General features: G+C 65.7%; 15 protein-coding genes. 6 read left to right on the top strand and 9 right to left on the bottom strand.

The window, feature by feature from the left end:
* Both ACX3O0_RS01185 and ACX3O0_RS01180 read right to left on the bottom strand, forming a co-directional pair.
* Complete coding sequence (locus tag ACX3O0_RS01185; protein ID WP_459106494.1) at positions 1-1,107, bottom strand: branched-chain amino acid aminotransferase; 1,107 nt, start codon at positions 1,105-1,107, stop codon at positions 1-3.
* 29 nt (positions 1,108-1,136) lie between these two features.
* Positions 1,137-2,189 (bottom strand): 3-isopropylmalate dehydrogenase, encoded by a 1,053-nt coding sequence (locus ACX3O0_RS01180; protein WP_459090260.1) that lies wholly within the window; start codon positions 2,187-2,189, stop codon positions 1,137-1,139.
* A 180-nt stretch (positions 2,190-2,369) separates the two neighbouring features.
* On the opposite strand from ACX3O0_RS01180, the gene ACX3O0_RS01175 reads away from it, so the two are divergent.
* Positions 2,370-2,639, top strand: coding sequence for a DUF6458 family protein (locus ACX3O0_RS01175; RefSeq protein ID WP_459090258.1), 270 nt, complete (start codon positions 2,370-2,372; stop codon positions 2,637-2,639).
* A 57-nt stretch (positions 2,640-2,696) separates the two neighbouring features.
* Here ACX3O0_RS01175 and serA read toward each other — a convergent pair whose 3' ends face one another.
* Positions 2,697-4,286, bottom strand: a complete 1,590-nt coding sequence (serA, locus tag ACX3O0_RS01170) for a phosphoglycerate dehydrogenase (protein ID WP_459106493.1) — start codon at positions 4,284-4,286, stop codon at positions 2,697-2,699.
* Positions 4,287-4,452: 166 nt separating this feature from the next.
* Here serA and ACX3O0_RS01165 point away from each other — a divergent pair, with 166 nt between their 5' ends.
* From ACX3O0_RS01165 to ACX3O0_RS01150, 4 genes are all read left to right on the top strand, one after another.
* On the top strand, positions 4,453-6,648 hold the full coding sequence (locus tag ACX3O0_RS01165; RefSeq protein ID WP_459106492.1) for an LLM class flavin-dependent oxidoreductase: 2,196 nt from the start codon (positions 4,453-4,455) through the stop codon (positions 6,646-6,648).
* An 18-nt stretch (positions 6,649-6,666) separates the two neighbouring features.
* The gene (locus ACX3O0_RS01160) at positions 6,667-7,563 is read left to right on the top strand and encodes an LLM class flavin-dependent oxidoreductase (RefSeq protein WP_459106491.1); all 897 of its coding nucleotides are present in this window, start codon (positions 6,667-6,669) and stop codon (positions 7,561-7,563) included.
* 39 nt (positions 7,564-7,602) lie between these two features.
* Positions 7,603-8,490 carry a DUF72 domain-containing protein gene (locus ACX3O0_RS01155; RefSeq protein ID WP_459106490.1) on the top strand — a complete coding sequence of 296 codons (888 nt, stop codon included), beginning with the start codon at positions 7,603-7,605 and terminating at the stop codon, positions 8,488-8,490.
* Positions 8,491-8,619: 129 nt separating this feature from the next.
* Entirely contained in the window at positions 8,620-9,600 is a 981-nt protein-coding gene (locus ACX3O0_RS01150) for a hypothetical protein (protein WP_459106489.1), read from the top strand.
* 11 nt (positions 9,601-9,611) lie between these two features.
* On the opposite strand, the gene ACX3O0_RS01145 is transcribed toward ACX3O0_RS01150, so the two are convergent.
* Positions 9,612-9,959: a hypothetical protein gene (locus tag ACX3O0_RS01145; RefSeq protein ID WP_459106488.1), complete on the bottom strand. Its 348-nt coding sequence runs from the start codon at positions 9,957-9,959 to the stop codon at positions 9,612-9,614.
* Positions 9,956-10,360, bottom strand: a complete 405-nt coding sequence (locus tag ACX3O0_RS01140) for a hypothetical protein (RefSeq protein ID WP_459090244.1) — start codon at positions 10,358-10,360, stop codon at positions 9,956-9,958. Before ACX3O0_RS01140 ends, ACX3O0_RS01145 begins: the two co-directional genes overlap by 4 nt.
* Positions 10,361-10,517: 157 nt before the next feature.
* Here ACX3O0_RS01140 and ACX3O0_RS01135 point away from each other — a divergent pair, with 157 nt between their 5' ends.
* Positions 10,518-10,787, top strand: a complete 270-nt coding sequence (locus ACX3O0_RS01135; protein WP_459106487.1) for a DUF1905 domain-containing protein — start codon at positions 10,518-10,520, stop codon at positions 10,785-10,787.
* Positions 10,788-11,002: 215 nt separating this feature from the next.
* Here the strand turns inward: ACX3O0_RS01135 and ilvC are convergent, their stop codons facing one another.
* From ilvC to ilvD, 4 genes are all read right to left on the bottom strand, one after another.
* A complete protein-coding gene (gene ilvC, locus ACX3O0_RS01130; protein WP_459106486.1) occupies positions 11,003-12,028 on the bottom strand; it encodes a ketol-acid reductoisomerase in 1,026 nt (341 codons plus the stop codon).
* Between the two features lie 66 nt (positions 12,029-12,094).
* Complete coding sequence (gene ilvN / locus ACX3O0_RS01125; RefSeq protein ID WP_459090238.1) at positions 12,095-12,601, bottom strand: acetolactate synthase small subunit; 507 nt, start codon at positions 12,599-12,601, stop codon at positions 12,095-12,097.
* Between the two features lie 4 nt (positions 12,602-12,605).
* Positions 12,606-14,408 (bottom strand): acetolactate synthase large subunit, encoded by a 1,803-nt coding sequence (locus ACX3O0_RS01120; protein WP_459106485.1) that lies wholly within the window; start codon positions 14,406-14,408, stop codon positions 12,606-12,608.
* A gap of 60 nt (positions 14,409-14,468) precedes the next feature.
* Entirely contained in the window at positions 14,469-16,148 is a 1,680-nt protein-coding gene (gene ilvD, locus ACX3O0_RS01115; protein ID WP_459108425.1) for a dihydroxy-acid dehydratase, read from the bottom strand.
* Positions 16,149-16,250 lie beyond the last annotated feature (102 nt).

The raw sequence follows: 16,250 nt of genomic DNA, 5'->3' as shown, positions 1-16,250 counted from the left end.
CTACGCGTCCAGACGGGTCAGCCACCCGTGCCTGTCGGGCACCCGGCCGTACTGGATGTCGGTGAGTTCCTGGCGCAGCGACATGGTCAGCTCGCCGGCCACGGCATCCGCTGATCCGATCTCAAAACCTTCAGCCTTGACGACGGCGATCGGCGTGACAACGGCGGCGGTACCGCAGGCGAACATTTCGACGATGTCGCCGGATGCCACCCCTTCGCGCCACTCGTCGATGGTGACCTGGCGGCGCACCACCGTCAGTCCACGGTCTTCGGCCAACTGCAGGATGCTGTCGCGGGTGATCCCCTCGAGGATGCTGTCGGACTCCGGGGTGACCAGCGTGCCGTCCTTGTAGACCAGCACCACATTCATGCCGCCCAGTTCTTCGACGTATTTGCCCTCAGCGGAGTCGAGGAACAGCACCTGGGCGCACCCCTTCTCGGAGGCCTGCGCCTGGGCGAGCAGCGACGACGCGTAGTTGCCGCCGGTCTTGGCGGCGCCGGTTCCGCCGCGGCCGGCCCTGGCGTACTCGGTGGAGAGCCAGATCGCAACGGGGGCGACACCGCCGTGGAAGTAGGCGCCGGCCGGGCTGGCGATCACGTAGTAGTTGACCTTCTTTGCCGGTCGCACACCCAGGAACGCCTCTTTGGCGAACATGAATGGCCTCAGGTACAGGCTGGTCTCCGCGGCCGACGGCACCCAGTCGGCGTCCACCGCGATGAGCTGCTTGAGCGACTCGATGAAGTAGTCGGTGGGCAGTTCAGGCAGCGCGAGGCGCGCAGCCGAGTGCTGCATCCGGCGGGCATTCGCCTCCGGCCGGAACGTCCAGATCGAGCCGTCCTGGTGGCGGTAGGCCTTCATTCCTTCGAAGATCTCCTGGCCATAGTGCAACACCGCTGCCGCAGGGTCGAGGGCGATCGGACCGTAAGGCTGAACCCGGGGGCGGTGCCAGCCGCCCTGCTCCGACCAGCAGATGTCGACCATGTGGTCGGTGAAGCTGGTGCCGAAGCCCGGGTTGGCCAGAATCGCCTCCCGCTCCTGAACGCTTCGAGCGTTGTCGTTCTTGGTGACGGCGAAGGTCAGTTCGGTGGGGGCGAGCAGGTTCTTCATGGCGGTCCTTTACTGGTCTTGCGTAGAGATTACTCCGACAGTGCTGCGACGATCGCGTCGCCGATCTCGGCGGTGCTGCGCCGTGCATCACCGCGGACGGCGAGGTCGGCTTCAACGGCTGCGTCCACTCGGTCCGCCGCTTCCGGCAGCCCGAGGTGGTTGAGCATGAGCGCCACCGAGAGAATGGCGGCGGTCGGGTCTGCCAGCTGCTGGCCGGCGATGTCTGGTGCCGAGCCGTGTACCGGCTCGAACATGCTGGGGAATGTGCCGTCCGGGTTGATGTTTCCGGATGCCGCCAGCCCGATGCCACCGCTGATTGCGCCGGCGAGGTCGGTGAGGATGTCACCGAAGAGGTTGTCTGTGACGATCGTATCGAATCGGGACGGATTCACCACCAGGTGGATGGTCGCGGCATCGACGTGCTGGTAGTCCACGGCGACATCCGGGTACTCGGTGCTGATGGCATCCACTGTCCGCTGCCAGAGGCTGCCCGCATTCACCAGCACGTTGGTCTTGTGCACCAGGGTGAGTTTCTTCGCCGGCCGCGAGTTGGCCAGTTCGAATCCGTAGCGAACCAGACGGTCGACGCCGAACGCCGTGTTGACGCTCACCTCGTTGGCGACCTCCTGTGGCGTGCCACGGCGGATGCTGCCGCCATTTCCGACGTACGGCCCCTCGGTTCCCTCCCGCACGACCACGAAATCGACATCGCCCGGATTGGCGAGCGGCGACGCCACCGAGGGGTAAAGACGGGTGGGGCGCAGGTTCACGTAATGGTCGAAAGCGAACCGGAGCTTCAGCAGCAGGCCGCGCTCGATGATGCCGCCGGCGAGGCGGGCATCCCGGGGGTCGCCGCCGACCGCGCCCAGGAGGATCGCGTCGTGCTTCGCCAGCTCGTTCAGGTCGTCGTCATCGAGGATGTTTCCGGTCTCCAGGAAGTGCCGCGCGCTGAACGGAAAGTCCGTCGTTTCGACCGCCACATCGTCCGAAACCACCGCGTTCAGCACTTTCACAGCCTCCGCAGTGACCTCGGGGCCGATTCCGTCCCCGGCGATGACGGCAAGCGTGATGGTACGGGGCATTTCTGGCTCCTCAGGGGCTCGGGACGGATGGCTCCCCCAAGGCTACCGCGCCGCGTTCCGCTATCACTTTCCCGCCGTTTTCGGCGTCGCCGCGCTAGCGTTGTGGGGAGATAGCAGTGCGCGGCTCAGCCTTACCGGCCGTTACTGAGGTCTACCAACGCAAGTGAGAGGACACAGAAAATGGGTATCGGATCTGGAATTTTTCTCTTCGTTGTCGGCGCGATCCTCACCTTCGCCATCAACGTTCAGGTCGACTGGGCAAACCTCGACCTCATCGGCTACCTGCTCATGGGAGCCGGAATCGTCGTGTTCCTGGTATCGCTCGTCCTCGTCATGAGGAAGCGTTCCTCGACTGAGACAGTGCGTCACGTTGACAGTGCGGGTGGAGAACGCGTCACCCAGCGCGAGAACCGCTCGACGACTGACAACACGACTGACCCGCTGGTCTAAGAACAGACGACGAAGGGCCCGGCAAGACTGCCGGGCCCTTCGCCATGTTCGAAGGTCTTATTCGCTGATTTCGATCTGACGCACCAGGTCTGCCTCGATCGCCACTCGCACGGTGTTCAGCAGTTCCTCGGATGCCGGCGAGTCGATAGTCAGCACGCTGAGCGCCTGTCCACCGGCTGTCCGCCGGCTGATCTGCATGCCGGCGATGTTGATTCCGGCTTCGCCGAACTCCTGGCCGAAGATGGCAACGATGCCCGGGCGGTCGGTGTACACCATGACGACGAAGTGGTCGGCGATCGGCACCTCGACGTCGTAGCCGTTGATCTCGACTACCTTCTCGATCTGCTTCGTGCCGGTCAGCGTTCCCGAGACGGACACCTCCGAGCCGTCGGCAAGCCCGCCGCGGATGGTCAGGAGGTTCCGGTATTCGTCGCTCACCCCATCCGTGATCAGGCGGGTCTGGATTCCCCGTTGCTCGGCAAGCAGCGGTGCGTTCACGTAGGAAACGTTCTCGCTGACGATGTTCGTGAAGATGCCCTTGAGGGCTGCCAGCTTCAGCACGCTGACGTCGAACTCGGCGATCTCGCCCCGGGCCTCGATGTCGATGCTGGTCACGGGGCTGTCGGCGAGCCCACTGAAGATCTGGCCCAGCTTCTCCATGAGCGGGATGCCGGGACGCACCAGGGGGTTGATGACCCCGCCTGCGACGTTAACGGCATCCGGAACCAGCTCACCGTCGAGGGCGAGACGCACCGACTTGGCTACCGAGACACCCGCCTTCTCCTGCGCCTCGTCCGTCGAAGCGCCGAGGTGAGGGGTGAGCACGATGTTGTCGAGGCCGAGCAGCGGGGAGTCGCGCGGCGGCTCGCTAACGAACACGTCGAGGCCCGCTGCGGCGATCTGTTTCGTGGAGAGCGCCAGGAAGAGAGCGTCTTCGTCGATGATGCCGCCGCGGCTGCAGTTGACGATGCGCAGGCTCGGTTTCGCCTTGGCGAATTGCTCGGCGCCGAACAGGCCGGTGGTCTCCGGGGTCTTCGGGATGTGGATGGTGATGAAATCCGACTGTTCGACGAGCTCGTCCAGGGTGACGACCTTGACACCGAGTTGCTGCGCACGGGTCGGGGTGACGTAGGGGTCGTAGGCGATGAGTTCGGCGCCGAATCCGGCCAGGCGCTCAGCCACCAGGCTGCCGATGCGGCCGAGGCCGACGATGCCGATAGTCTTCTCGAACAGCTCGATGCCGGTGTACTTGGAGCGATTCCACTCCCCCGCCTTCATCGACTGGTCCGCCTCCGGAATGAACCGGGCCAGGCTCAGGATGTGGCCGACCGCCAGCTCGGCGGCAGAGATGACGTTCGACGTCGGTGCATTCACGACCATGACGCCGGCGGTGGTTGCTGCCTTGATGTCGACGTTGTCGAGCCCAACACCCGCGCGAGCGATCACCTTCAGCTTCGTGCCCGCCGCGATGGCCTCCTCATCGAGTCGGGTCGCCGAGCGGATGAGCACAGCACTCGCATCCCCCAGTTCACGCAGCAGCGCGGCACGGTCCGTGCCGTCGACCTTCCTGACCTCGAAGTCCGGTCCCAGGGCCTCTACGGTGGCCGGCGACAGTTCTTCAGCGATCAGTACGACAGGTTTCGACACGAAACGTTCCTTCGGTTGCGCAGGCGGGAGGGCTTCGCGCCGCGACCCTGGGGCGCCAGATAGTTACATACTCTAACGGCAGGCGGATACGCACCGGGGAATGTGACGGCCATCCGCCCAAGCCCGCCGGAATACTGGGTGTCGTTCGCCACTTACTACCAGTGACATGGAGAGCGCGGTGGCGGGGATGGGATCGAACTACGACCATCCCCTTCGCTTCGGACTCTCCCTGGACCCGTCCTCGACGGATGAGGTCACGGGGCACGCAATCCTCGCCGACACGCTCGGGTACGACCTCGTCTCGGTGGACGACTCGGTAGCCCTGGACGCGTGGAGCGCCCTCTCCTGGATCGCTGGCCGCACCCGGAACATCCGCCTGCTTCCGATCGTGGACCTCTCCCTGCGCTCCCCTGGTGTGCTCGGACGTGCCGCTGCGAGCCTCGACCTGCTCTCCGGCGGTCGGCTGGAGCTCGGACTCACGGCCGACGACGCCGATGCTGTGGCTGAGGCGATCAGTATCATCCGGGGAATGTGGGCCGTCGACGACCGGCGACCGCCCCGCCATGCCGGTGCGCACTACCGCGTCGACGGAGCCGAGCGGGGCCCGGCTCCCGCGCACGATGTGCCAATCCTGGTGCAGGGAACGGGCGAGCAGATGCTGCGGCTGGTCGGCTCCGACGCGGAAGGCTGGCTCGTGCGATACCCCGCCGCCCTCGAATCGGGCAACATTGTCATCGATACTGAGGCACAAGGTGCCGGACGTGACCGGCGGGAGATCCGCCGAGTTCTCGACGTGGACTCGTTCGATGGTTCGACAATCGACTGGGTGGCGCAATTGCTACCCCTCGTCACTCGGGACGGCGTGGGCACGCTCCTGCTGAAGAGCGATGACCCGGCCATGATCCGCCGCTTCATCACCGAGGTCGCGCCCGCCCTGCGCGATGCGGCAGAGCAGGAGATTCCCGGGCTGTCGACCTCACGGCCGATCCGTCCGGCGGCATTCCTCGCGAAGCGGGTGCCTGGCATCGACTACGACGCCGTGCCGAGTACGCTCGCCGCCATCGAGCCGGGCGACATCCGCTATTCGGGCGTGCGCTCGACGTATATGCGTGGTGGAGCGCCGGGGATCGTCCTGCTGCCCGCCACCCCCGCACAAGTGGCGGATGCCCTGGCCTTCGCGCGAGACCACCCCCAGCTGCCGCTCGGAATCCGTAGCGGTGGACACGGTATCAGCGGGCGTTCGACCAACCACGACGGCATAGTCATCAACCTGTCTACGCTGAATAGCATCGAGGTTCTCGACCACGCCACCCGGCGAGTGCGGGTCGGCCCTGGTGCGACCTGGGGCGAGGCGGCCGCTGCCCTTGAACCGTTCGGGTGGGCCATCAGCTCCGGCGACTACGGCGGGGTCGGTGTCGGGGGGCTGGCTACGGCTGGCGGCATCGGATTCCTCGGGCGGGCACACGGACTTGCGATCGACAACCTGCGTGCCGTCGAGGTGGTGCTCGCCGACGGGCGGATGCTGCGCACCAGTGACACGGAGAACGCCGACTTGTTCTGGGCGATGCGTGGGGCCGGCGCCAACTTCGGTGTCGCCACCGCCTTTGAGTTCGAAGCCGCCGAGGTGCCCGGGGTCGGCTGGGCCCAGTTCGTGTTCGACGCGAGCGACACCGCAGACTTCCTCGTGAAGTGGGGCGCAGTGCTCGAAACGTCCCCCCGCGACACCACGAGCTTCCTCATCCTGGGAGGCTCCCACCCCGGCGAGCCCGCGATCGCCCGCTTCTACGGAATGGTCGACTCGATCGACCCCGACACCATCATCGCCCGCCTTCAGCCGTTCGCCGACGTGGCACCGCTGTACCAGCAGTCGGTGCAGTTGCTGTCGTACAGTGCGGCGCTCATGCCGGCCCAGGGTCAGGCCAACCAGGGTCGCGGTGAGCCTGTCAGTCGCTCCGGCCTTCTGGAGCACATCACTCCCGAATTCGCGGATGCGGCCCACCGACTGCTCGACAGCGGCGCCACCCACTTCTTCCAGATCCGCGCGACCGGGGGCGCGGCATCCGATGTCCCGCCGGATGCGACGGCTTACGCCCACCGCTCGGCCAATTTCTCGGTGGTGGCCGTCGGCTCGAGTCAACAGCGGCTGGACACGGAGTGGCAGCGGCTCGCGCCGTTCTTCGACGGGCTTTACCTGAGCTTCGAGACGGGCGCGAGCCCGGAACGCATCCGCGACGCGTTCCCGCCAGCAACGCTGAAGCGACTGCGGTCGCTGAAGGCCGAGTACGACCCTGGCAACCTTTTCCGCGACAACTTCGCGATCGGCACCACCACCCAGGACACACCTGAACGACGCACCGCCTAAGAATGAAGAGGATCTGATATGACGGACTACGGCCACGACCTGCAATTCGGGGTGTTCATCACCCCGACGAATTCACCCGCCCAGCAGGCCGTGGAATTGGCGGTTGTGGCCGACCGGGCCGGCCTCGACCTGGCGACGTTCCAGGATCATCCGTACCAGCCGAGATTTCATGACACCTTGACGCTGCTGTCGTTTATCGCCGCACGCACGGAACGCATTCATCTGAGCGCCAACGTGCACAATCTGCCGTTGCGGCACCCCGCGCTGCTGGCGCGCAGCGCAGCCAGCCTCGACTTGCTGAGCGGCGGTCGCCTCGAGCTCGGCATTGGTGCCGGTGGTTTCTGGGATGCCATCGTAGCTATGGGCGGCGTGCGCAGGACTCCCGGCGAGTCGATAAAAGCGCTGGAGGAGGGCATCCGCATCATCCGCGAGATTTGGGATGTCGACCAGCCCGGTGGGGTGCGATTCGAAGGCGAGTATTACACCGTGAAGGGCGCCAAGCGCGGACCTGCCCCCGCCCACGACATCGGGATCTGGGTCGGAGCGTACAAGCCGCGCATCCTGCGCATGACCGGCCGCGCCGGCGACGGCTGGCTGCCATCGCTCGGCTACCTGCAGGGCGGACCGTCCGAGTTGGCCGCCATGAACGCGCACATCGATGAAGGGGCGGATACCGTCGGTCGCGACCCGCGCGCCATCCGTCGCCTGCTCAACATCGGCGGGAAGTTCGCGCCGACGGGCGGCGGGCTGCTGCAGGGTCCACCGGAGCAATGGGTTCGCGAGCTGACCGGGATCGCCCTCGACTACGGCATCTCCGGATTCATTCTCGCGAGCGACGACCAAGCGACGATTGAACTCTACGCTCGGGAGGTCGCACCAGGCGTGCGGGAGGCCGTGGCGAAGGAGCGGGGCTGAACCCAGGCCGACCGACAACCTCGCTACGCTACTGGCAGGATGAGCGAGAACGAGAGCCGCAGCCGAGTCGGCACCTCCGGATGGGATCACCGTCATTGGCAGGGCCACTTCTACCCGCAGTCGTTGCCACAGCGCGGGCGTCTCGGCTACGCATCGGAGCGCCTGTCCACGCTCGAGATCAACACGACATTTCACGGTGGCGGGTCACCGAGTAGCTTCCTGGCCTGGCGAGACGCGACGCCCGCAGACTTCGCATTCTCGGTCAAGGGCCCGAAGTCGATCACGCACGGTCAGGCGCTGGGGAATCCGGCGCGGGGCGTCGCCGACTTCTTCGCCTCCGGAGTGCTCGGTCTTCGCGAGAAGCTGGCAAGCGTGCTCTGGCAGTTTCCCCCAGGGCTGGGTTTCTCCCCTGAGGTGGTGGAAGGCTTCCTCGCACTGCTTCCGCATTCCATCGCCCAGGCCCAGCGGCTGATCGAGCAGGAGGGCAGGGCGGCAATCGACCCCGGTGCCTCGGATACCCCGATTCGTCATGCTCTCGAGGTGCGGCACGCGAGTTTCGACACTCCCGCGTTCGTCGACCTGCTCCGCCGCTATGACGTGGCCGCGGTCGTCACCAACTCCCCCACCTGGCCGCAGTTGCGCGAGGTCACCGCCGACTTCGCTTACCTGCGGTTGCACAGCGGCAAGGATCACCACCCGAACGGCTACGACGCGGCGTCCCTCGACGAGTGGGCCTCGCTTGTCGATGGCTGGCGCAGCGGGGCCGGCTGCACTGACGGAAGCGGGCGCGACACGTTCGTCTACTTCGTGAACCCGGAGCACAACAGTATTCGCCCGCCCTTCGACGCCATGGCCCTCCAGGGCAGGCTTGGCGGCGCAGGCGGCAACGAGCCTCCGCTTTCTGTCGGGCAACCCTCCCTGTGGTGACGCCGCTCCGCCGGTACTGCTGCGGTCGGCCATCCGGCCAGGCCCCAACGTTCTCCGCCGGTCACGCGTCCTAGTTAATGTGGCCATGACGAGGGGAGTCTGGTGAAAGCACAATGAGGTGGCCGATCCGTGCTGCTGGCAAGCGTCGGCATGCTGACGGTGGCGCTCCTGCTGGCCGGATGCGCGGGCATCCGAGGGACCGTCCCGGATGCCGCCATCGTTCCCCAGGCCGACTGCGGCGAGACCGGCTCGGCCGGGCGCGTCCCGAGCGACTTCGTGCCGGTCAGTGTCGCTCTGTGCGACGACTTCGGCACGGTCACCGACGAGGATGGCGTCTGGTCGGGCCCGGCCACCCGCCACCTGGAGGGCGACCTCGTCCCGCTCATCGAAGCATTGAACCAGGCCGATGACCCGCGCTGGCTGGGACCGTGCACTGCACACATGGTCATCGTGCCGCAAATATGGCTCGCGGATGCTGCCGGGCGCGCCGTGCACGTAACCTACCCGGTCGACGGATGCGGGCAGCCGAAAACGGAGGCCGTGAATGCGGCCCTCGCGCTGCTTGAAGTCACCGCCGGCAGCGTCGACCGGCAGAACCTCACCGAGTCGGCAGCAGCAATCGAGGCCGGCTGCCGCACCCAGTGGACGCCGCTCCGAGTCGTGGCACCCGATGAGCTGGCTGACGTTCCCGGCCTCGACACATCTCCGAAACAGCCGGGCGACACCGGCTCGGACGAGTTCGCAACCGTTCCGCTCACGTTGCCGCCCGTCGGCCAACTCGACGGAATGCGGCTCTGCCGGTACGCCGCCGATCCGAACCCCGAATACTCCGAGCTGGTCGGCCTGCCCGTCGTGGGGACCTTCACCAATGGCTCGACCCTGAACGCCGAAGAGGGACGCATCATCCTGACTGCCGCGGAGTACGAGGTCATGCCGCTGATCGCGTGCCTCCGCCCCGCAACGGAGTTTGTCGTCGCACACCCTCTCGTCGACGGGCAGCATGCCGGCGGTACCGTGACCATCGAGGTGGACGGATGCCAGCGGCTCTTCGGCACGACCGGCTTCACCCTGGTCTCGGAGGAGATTCTCGCGCTCGTCCGGCCGCGGTAGCGCTGCTGCGCTCAGACGAGAGCGGTGAGGGTCAGCGTGACGGCCGCCACGAGGGCCAGGGCCACCAGGTAGAGCAGCGCCTGATGTGCGACGCTCCGGCGGCGGCCCATCCACCAGGCCAGCGCGAATGCGGCAATCGGAAGGACGGTGTTCGCGATCAATATGACCCATGGCACCTCGATCGTCGCCAGGCCGTTTTCGCTGGCGAAATCGTTGGCGTCGGCGATCTGAGCCGGCAGCCCCACCAGGTTGGTGATCGCCTCGAACAGGTCGTAGGCGAACAGCAGGCCGAACACGATGGCCACGGCGAACGGGAGGATGCGTCGCCGGGTGCCGCGGGCATCCGTCTGCCGCATCATGCGAGACCTCCCAGGATGAACGGCCAGGGGGCGACCAGGAGCAGGCCGGCCAGCAACCAGGAGATCCGCGCGACCGCGCGACTGTCACGGTTGAGCAGCAGCACGGCGCCGAACCACACCGCAGGCGATGCGATCGCCAGGAACTCACCGAACTGGTACATGATCTCGGAGAGCAGGCTGCCCTGAGTGTAGGTATCGCGCTGCACGGCGATGATCCAGCCGACTATGTAGAGCAGGTAGGCGCCGCCGAATATTCCGTAGACAACGAGCATGGCCGAGCTGGTGGTCGGTGATGCGGAGGGGCTCGTTTCGGCATTCCGCTGAACTGCGGGCGGTGCATCGACGTGGGTCGGATCGGTCTCGTCACCCCAGCTCAGGGGGTCATCCGGGTCCCGGCTCATGCATCGACTCTACCGGGCCGCGACGTGCCGACCTCGGTGTGACGCCGCCAACCGCCAGACGGTTTGTTGAACGCCCGGCACTTCAATACCGCGAGCCGTCAACAAACCGTCTTGCTGTTGCTGTTCCAGCGCCCACCTGCATGTGTACGCTGTGTACATGCCGGATACGCTCACCTTCTCCTCCACCATCGTCAACCCCGAGTGGATGCCCAGCTGGGCTGTCATCGAAGTGCCGGAGTCGGAGGCGTTCTTCGGCCACGGCAAGTCGGTGCGGGCCGACACCACCGTCGACGGCGTGGCCGTGACATCCGCCCTCATGCCCTCCGGTCGAGGCCACCACTTCATCTCGGTGAGCGCCGCGCTGCGAAAGAAACTCGACAAGGGAGTCGGCGATCAGGTCGAGGTGCGCATCGAGCGCATCCGCTGACGTTTCGCGGTGACATCACTCGACGATGACGGTGTTTCTCTTCGATGAGCCCGTTTGGATCAGCGTCATCGAAGAGAAACACCGTCATCGATGAGCGGAGGCGGAGTGAGACGACGAAGGGGCCGAGCCTCGTGGCTCGACCCCTTCGCAAAGTGGACTACGGATGTCTCGACAGGCTCGACTGGTCTCGACGAGCTCGACCCGCTTAGACGTGCCTAGCGGGCGGCGGAACCGTCGGTGTAGTCCTCGTCCTGCTGCTTCCAGGCGAAGAGCGAGCGGAGCTCCTTGCCGGTGGCCTCGATCGGGTGCTGGGCGCCCTTCTCGCGGAGTTCCAGGAACTCGGGGCCGCCGGCATCCTGGTCCTTGATGAACCGGTCGGCGAACGCGCCGGACTGGATGTCGGCGAGAACGGCCTTCATGTTCTCCTTCACCGACGGGTCGATGACGCGCGGGCCGGAGACGTAGTCGCCGTACTCGGCCGTGTCGGAGACCGACCACCGCTGCTTGGCGATGCCGCCCTCCCACATCAGGTCAACGATGAGCTTCAACTCGTGCAGCACCTCGAAGTAGGCGATCTGCGGCTGGTAGCCGGCCTCGATCAGCGTCTCGAAGCCGTACTGCACCAGCTGCGAAGTGCCGCCGCAGAGAACAGCCTGCTCACCGAACAGGTCGGTCTCGGTCTCCTCAGTGAAGGTGGTTTTGATGCCGCCGGCACGAAGGCCGCCGATCGCCTTCGCGTACGACCAGGCCAGCTCCCAGGCCTTGCCCGAGGCATCCGCCTCGACTGCGACGATGACGGGAACGCCACGGCCGGCCTCGTACTCACGACGAACCGTGTGACCCGGGCCCTTCGGGGCGACCATGATCACGTCAACGCCCTCAGGCGCCTCGATGTAGCCGAAACGGATGTTGAAGCCGTGGCCGAAGAGGATCGCCTTGCCATCGGCCAGGTGCGGCTTGATGTCGTCGGCGTAGAGGTGACGCTGGTGCTGGTCCGGGGCGAGGATGACGATCACGTCGGCCCACTCGGCGGCCTCGGCAGAGCGCAGCACCTTGAAGCCGGCCTCCTCAGCCTTCTCGATCGACTTGGAGCCTTCCTTCAGGCCGACGACCACGTCGACACCGGAGTCGCGCAGGTTCTGTGCGTGCGCGTGACCCTGCGATCCGTAGCCGATGACGGCCACCTTCTTGCCCTGGATGATCGACAGGTCCGCGTCTTTGTCGTAAGCGATTTCGGTCATGGTGTGTGCTCCTTGGTTGTGTGAGGTTTTCAGGTGCGGGTCTCGACAAGCTCGACCAGCTTCAGTTCAATTCTTGAAGATGCGCTCGGTGATGCTCTTGGACCCGCGGCCGATGGCCAGCAGGCCGGACTGCGCGATCTCCTTGATGCCGTAAGGCTCGAGCACCTTCAGCAGTGCCTGCGTCTTGGCGGTGTCGCCGGTGACCTCGATGACCAGCGCATCCGTCGCCACATCGACGATGCGAGCCCGGAACAGCGTGGTCGCCTCCAGGATCTGGCTGCGGGTGGTGTTGTCCACCCGCACTTTGATCAGCAGGTGCTCCCGCTGAACGGTCTGCGCCGGGTCGAGTTCGACAATCTTGATCACGTTGACCAGCTTGTTGAGCTGCTTGGTGACCTGCTCGAGAGGGAGCTCCTCGACATCCACCACCACGGTGATGCGCGAGAGGCCCTTCACCTCCGACTTGCCGACGGCGAGCGACTCGATGTTGAAGCCGCGGCGCGCGAACAGTCCGGCGACCCTGGTCAGCAGACCGGGTTTGTCCTCGACGAGGAGTGACAGAACGTGCGTCATGGGTTTACTCCTCTTCCCACTCTGGGGCGTTGTCGCGGGCGTATTGGACGGACGAGTTGCCGACTCCCTGGGGAACCATCGGCCACACCATGGCGTCTCGGCTCACGATGAAGTCGATCACCACCGGGCGGTCGTTGGTCTCGTTGGCGAGCTTGATCGCAGCGTCGACCTCCTCCTTCTTGGTGACGCGGATGGAGAGGGCACCGTACGCCTCGCCCAGCTTCACGAAGTCGGGGATCATCACGGTGTCGGCACCGGTGTTCAGGTCGGTGAAGGAGTGACGGCCGTTGTAGAACAGCGTCTGCCACTGACGCACCATGCCGAGTGAGGAGTTGTTGATGATCGCGACCTTGATCGGGATCTCGTTGATCGTGCAGGTGGCGAGCTCCTGGTTGGTCATCTGGAAGCATCCGTCGCCGTCGATCGCCCAGACGATGCGGTCGGGGTTGGCGACCTTCGCACCCATGGCGGCCGGCACGCCGTACCCCATAGTCCCGGCGCCACCGGAGTTCAGCCAGGAGTTGGGCCGCTCGTACTTGATGAATTGCGCAGCCCACATCTGGTGCTGACCGACACCGGCGGCGTAGATGCCCTCCGGTCCGGTGATGGCGCCGATGCGTTCGATCACGTATTGCGGCGACAGCAGGCCGTCGTCCGGCTCGTCGTACCCGAGCGGGTACTGCTCGCGCAGGAAGTCGAGCCGGGTCCACCACTCGGTCAGGTCGGGCCCGGATGCCTTCGCGACGTCGGCGAAGGCAGCGATGAGGTCGATGATGACGTCTTTGGCGTCCCCGACGATGGGCACATCGGCGATCCGGATCTTCGAGATCTCGGCCGGGTCGATGTCGACGTGCACGACCTTCGCATCGGGGGCGAACTCTGTCGGCTTGCCGGTCACCCGGTCATCGAACCGAGCGCCGAGCGAGATCAGCAGGTCGGACTCCTGCAGCGCGAGAACCGCCGGAACGGTGCCGTGCATCCCCGGCATGCCGAGGTGCTGCTTGTGCGAGTCGGGGAATGCGCCGCGCGCCATCAGCGTGGTGACCACCGGAGCACCGGTCGCCTCGGCCAGTTTCAGCAGTTCAGCGGATGCGCCCGCCCTGATCACGCCGCCGCCCACGTAGAGCACCGGCCGCTTCGACTCGACCAGCATCTTCGCCGCTGCGTTGATCTGCTTGCCATGGGCCTTCACCACCGGGCGGTACCCGGGCAGGTCGACTTTCGGCGGCCAGATGAACGGCGCAGAGTTCTGCTGGCAGTCCTTGGTGACGTCGATGAGCACCGGCCCAGGGCGACCCGTCGTGGCGATCTGGTACGCCGCCGCCACCGTCTTCGGGACGTCCTCCGGCCTGGTCACCAGGAAGGAGTGCTTGGTGATCGGCATCGTGATTCCCACGATGTCGACCTCCTGGAACGCATCCGTGCCCATCGAGGTGGAGAAGACCTGTCCGGTGATGACGATGAGCGGAACCGAGTCCATGTGGGCATCCGCAATCGCGGTCACCAGGTTGGTCGCGCCCGGGCCGGATGTCGCGATCGCGACACCGACCTTGCCGGTGGATGACGCGTAGCCCTCGGCCGCGTGTCCTGCGCCCTGCTCGTGCCGCACCAGGATGTGGCGAATGGTGCTCGACGACATGAGCTCGTCGTAGAACGGCATGATGGCGCCGCCCGGCAACCCGAAGACATCCGTGATGCCGAGCTTCTCGAGGGAGCGAAGGATGGCGCCTGAGCCGGTGAGGATCTCAGGCGTCGCCTTCTGCTTGGGGGCGGATGCGTGGGGCACGGGCGGTGATTCCGTGGACATCAATCTTCCTTAGTTCGATCGTTTCGACCGAGTCGGCGCGAAAAGGCGAGAGCCGCGAAGCTACCCGGTGACGGCGCCCTTGGCGGCGGAGTGCACGAGCTTCGAGTACTTGGCGAGGACACCACGGGTGTAGCGCGGTGGAAGGGGAGCCCAGCCCAGCTGGCGAGCTTCCAGCTCTGCCGCGTCGACAAGTAAGTCGAGCGAGCGAGCTGCGATATCGACCCTTATTAGATCACCATCGCGCACGAAGGCGATCGGACCTGCGTCCACCGCTTCGGGTGCTATGTGGCCGATACACAGTCCGGTTGTGCCGCCTGAGAATCTGCCGTCCGTCAAGAGTAATACATCTTTGCCGAGCCCCGCGCCCTTGATGGCTGCCGTGATGGCCAGCATCTCCCGCATTCCGGGCCCACCCTTGGGGCCTTCGTAGCGGATGACGACGATGTCGCCCTTGACAATGTTGCCGGCGGTGAGGGCGTCCATCGCGGCGCGTTCGCGCTCGAACACGCGTGCAGGCCCTTCGAAGACCTCTGCGTCGAAACCAGCCGTCTTCACAACGGAGCCTTCCGGCGCGAGCGACCCGTGCAGAATACTGATGCCTCCGGTGGCATGAATCGGGTTGTCGAGTTTGCGGATGACCGTGCCGTCGAGTTCGTCGGGGTTCAGTTCGGCCAGGTTCTCGGCCACCGTCTTGCCGGTGACGGTGAGGGCGTCGCCGTGCAGGAGTCCGGCATCCAGCAGCGCCTTCATGACGACCGGCACTCCCCCGTGGCGGTCGACGTCGTTCATCACGTACTCGCCGAACGGCTTCAGGTCGCCGATGTGCGGAACCTTGTCGCCGATACGGTTGAAGTCGTCCAGCGTGAGGTCGACCTCGGCTTCGTTGGCAATGGCCAGCAGGTGCAGCACGACGTTGGTTGAACCGCCGAACGCCATGGCGACAGCGATCGCGTTCTCGAACGCCTTCCTGGTCAGGATGTCCCGGGCGGTGATTCCGAGGCGCAGCAGATTGACGACGGCTTCGCCGCTGCGGTGGGCGTAGTAGTCGCGACGACGGTCAGCGGATGCCGGTGACGCCGAGCCTGGAAGGCTCATTCCGAGGGCTTCCGCGACGCTCGCCATGGTGTTGGCGGTGTACATGCCTCCACAGGCACCTTCGCCTGGTGCGAATGCGCACTCGATGCGCTTGGCATCCGCCTCGCTCATGATGCCCGCCTTGACCGAGCCGACCGCCTCGAACGAGTCGATGATGGTGATGTCTTTCTCGGTGCCGTCGCTGAGCTTGACCCAGCCTGGGGCGATCGAGCCGGCGTAGAGGAAGACGGATGCCAGGTCGAGCCGGGCGGCGGCCATCAGCATTCCGGGAAGGGACTTGTCGCATCCGGCCAGCAGCACTGAGCCGTCCAGGCGCTCCGCCTGCATGACGACCTCGACCGAGTCGGCGATCACCTCACGCGACACCAGGGAGAAATGCATGCCCTCGTGGCCCATCGAGATGCCGTCCGAGACGGAGATGGTGCCGAACTGCAGCGGATAGCCTCCGCCGGAGTGCACGCCTTCCTTCGACGCCTGCGCGAGGCGGTCGAGCGACAGGTTGCAGGGCGTGATCTCATTCCAGGAGCTGGCGATGCCGATCTGCGGCTTGTCCCAGTCCGCATCGCCCATCCCGACCGCACGGAGCATCCCGCGGGAGGTCGTCGCTTCGATCCCGTCAGTGACGACGCGGCTGCGGGGCTTCATGTCGATGTCGTTCGTAGGCACCCATTGAGTCTAACGATTCGCCGGATGCGCTTGTCTCGGCTTCGCCCGTCGGCACAAAAGGAGGAGAAACCCTTGTCCAGA

The organism is Homoserinimonas sp. A447, assembly GCF_054489325.1.
Note: the sequence above shows the minus strand (reverse complement) of the source record. Positions and strands in the feature narration are given on the sequence as shown.

Bases quoted from the DNA above. Each gene is read 5' to 3' on its own strand.
- ACX3O0_RS01185 (WP_459106494.1), bottom strand. From the start codon at position 1,107: ATGAAGAACCTGCTCGCCCCCACCGAACTGACCTTCGCCGTCACCAAG.
- ACX3O0_RS01180 (WP_459090260.1), bottom strand. From the start codon at position 2,189: ATGCCCCGTACCATCACGCTTGCCGTCATCGCCGGGGACGGAATCGGC.
- ACX3O0_RS01175 (WP_459090258.1), top strand. From the start codon at position 2,370: ATGGGTATCGGATCTGGAATTTTTCTCTTCGTTGTCGGCGCGATCCTC.
- ACX3O0_RS01165 (WP_459106492.1), top strand. From the start codon at position 4,453: ATGGAGAGCGCGGTGGCGGGGATGGGATCGAACTACGACCATCCCCTT.
- ACX3O0_RS01160 (WP_459106491.1), top strand. From the start codon at position 6,667: ATGACGGACTACGGCCACGACCTGCAATTCGGGGTGTTCATCACCCCG.
- ACX3O0_RS01155 (WP_459106490.1), top strand. From the start codon at position 7,603: ATGAGCGAGAACGAGAGCCGCAGCCGAGTCGGCACCTCCGGATGGGAT.
- ACX3O0_RS01145 (WP_459106488.1), bottom strand. From the start codon at position 9,959: ATGATGCGGCAGACGGATGCCCGCGGCACCCGGCGACGCATCCTCCCG.
- ACX3O0_RS01140 (WP_459090244.1), bottom strand. From the start codon at position 10,360: ATGAGCCGGGACCCGGATGACCCCCTGAGCTGGGGTGACGAGACCGAT.
- ACX3O0_RS01135 (WP_459106487.1), top strand. From the start codon at position 10,518: ATGCCGGATACGCTCACCTTCTCCTCCACCATCGTCAACCCCGAGTGG.
- ilvC (WP_459106486.1), bottom strand. From the start codon at position 12,028: ATGACCGAAATCGCTTACGACAAAGACGCGGACCTGTCGATCATCCAG.
- ilvN (WP_459090238.1), bottom strand. From the start codon at position 12,601: ATGACGCACGTTCTGTCACTCCTCGTCGAGGACAAACCCGGTCTGCTG.
- ACX3O0_RS01120 (WP_459106485.1), bottom strand. From the start codon at position 14,408: ATGTCCACGGAATCACCGCCCGTGCCCCACGCATCCGCCCCCAAGCAG.
- ilvD (WP_459108425.1), bottom strand. From the start codon at position 16,148: ATGAAGCCCCGCAGCCGCGTCGTCACTGACGGGATCGAAGCGACGACC.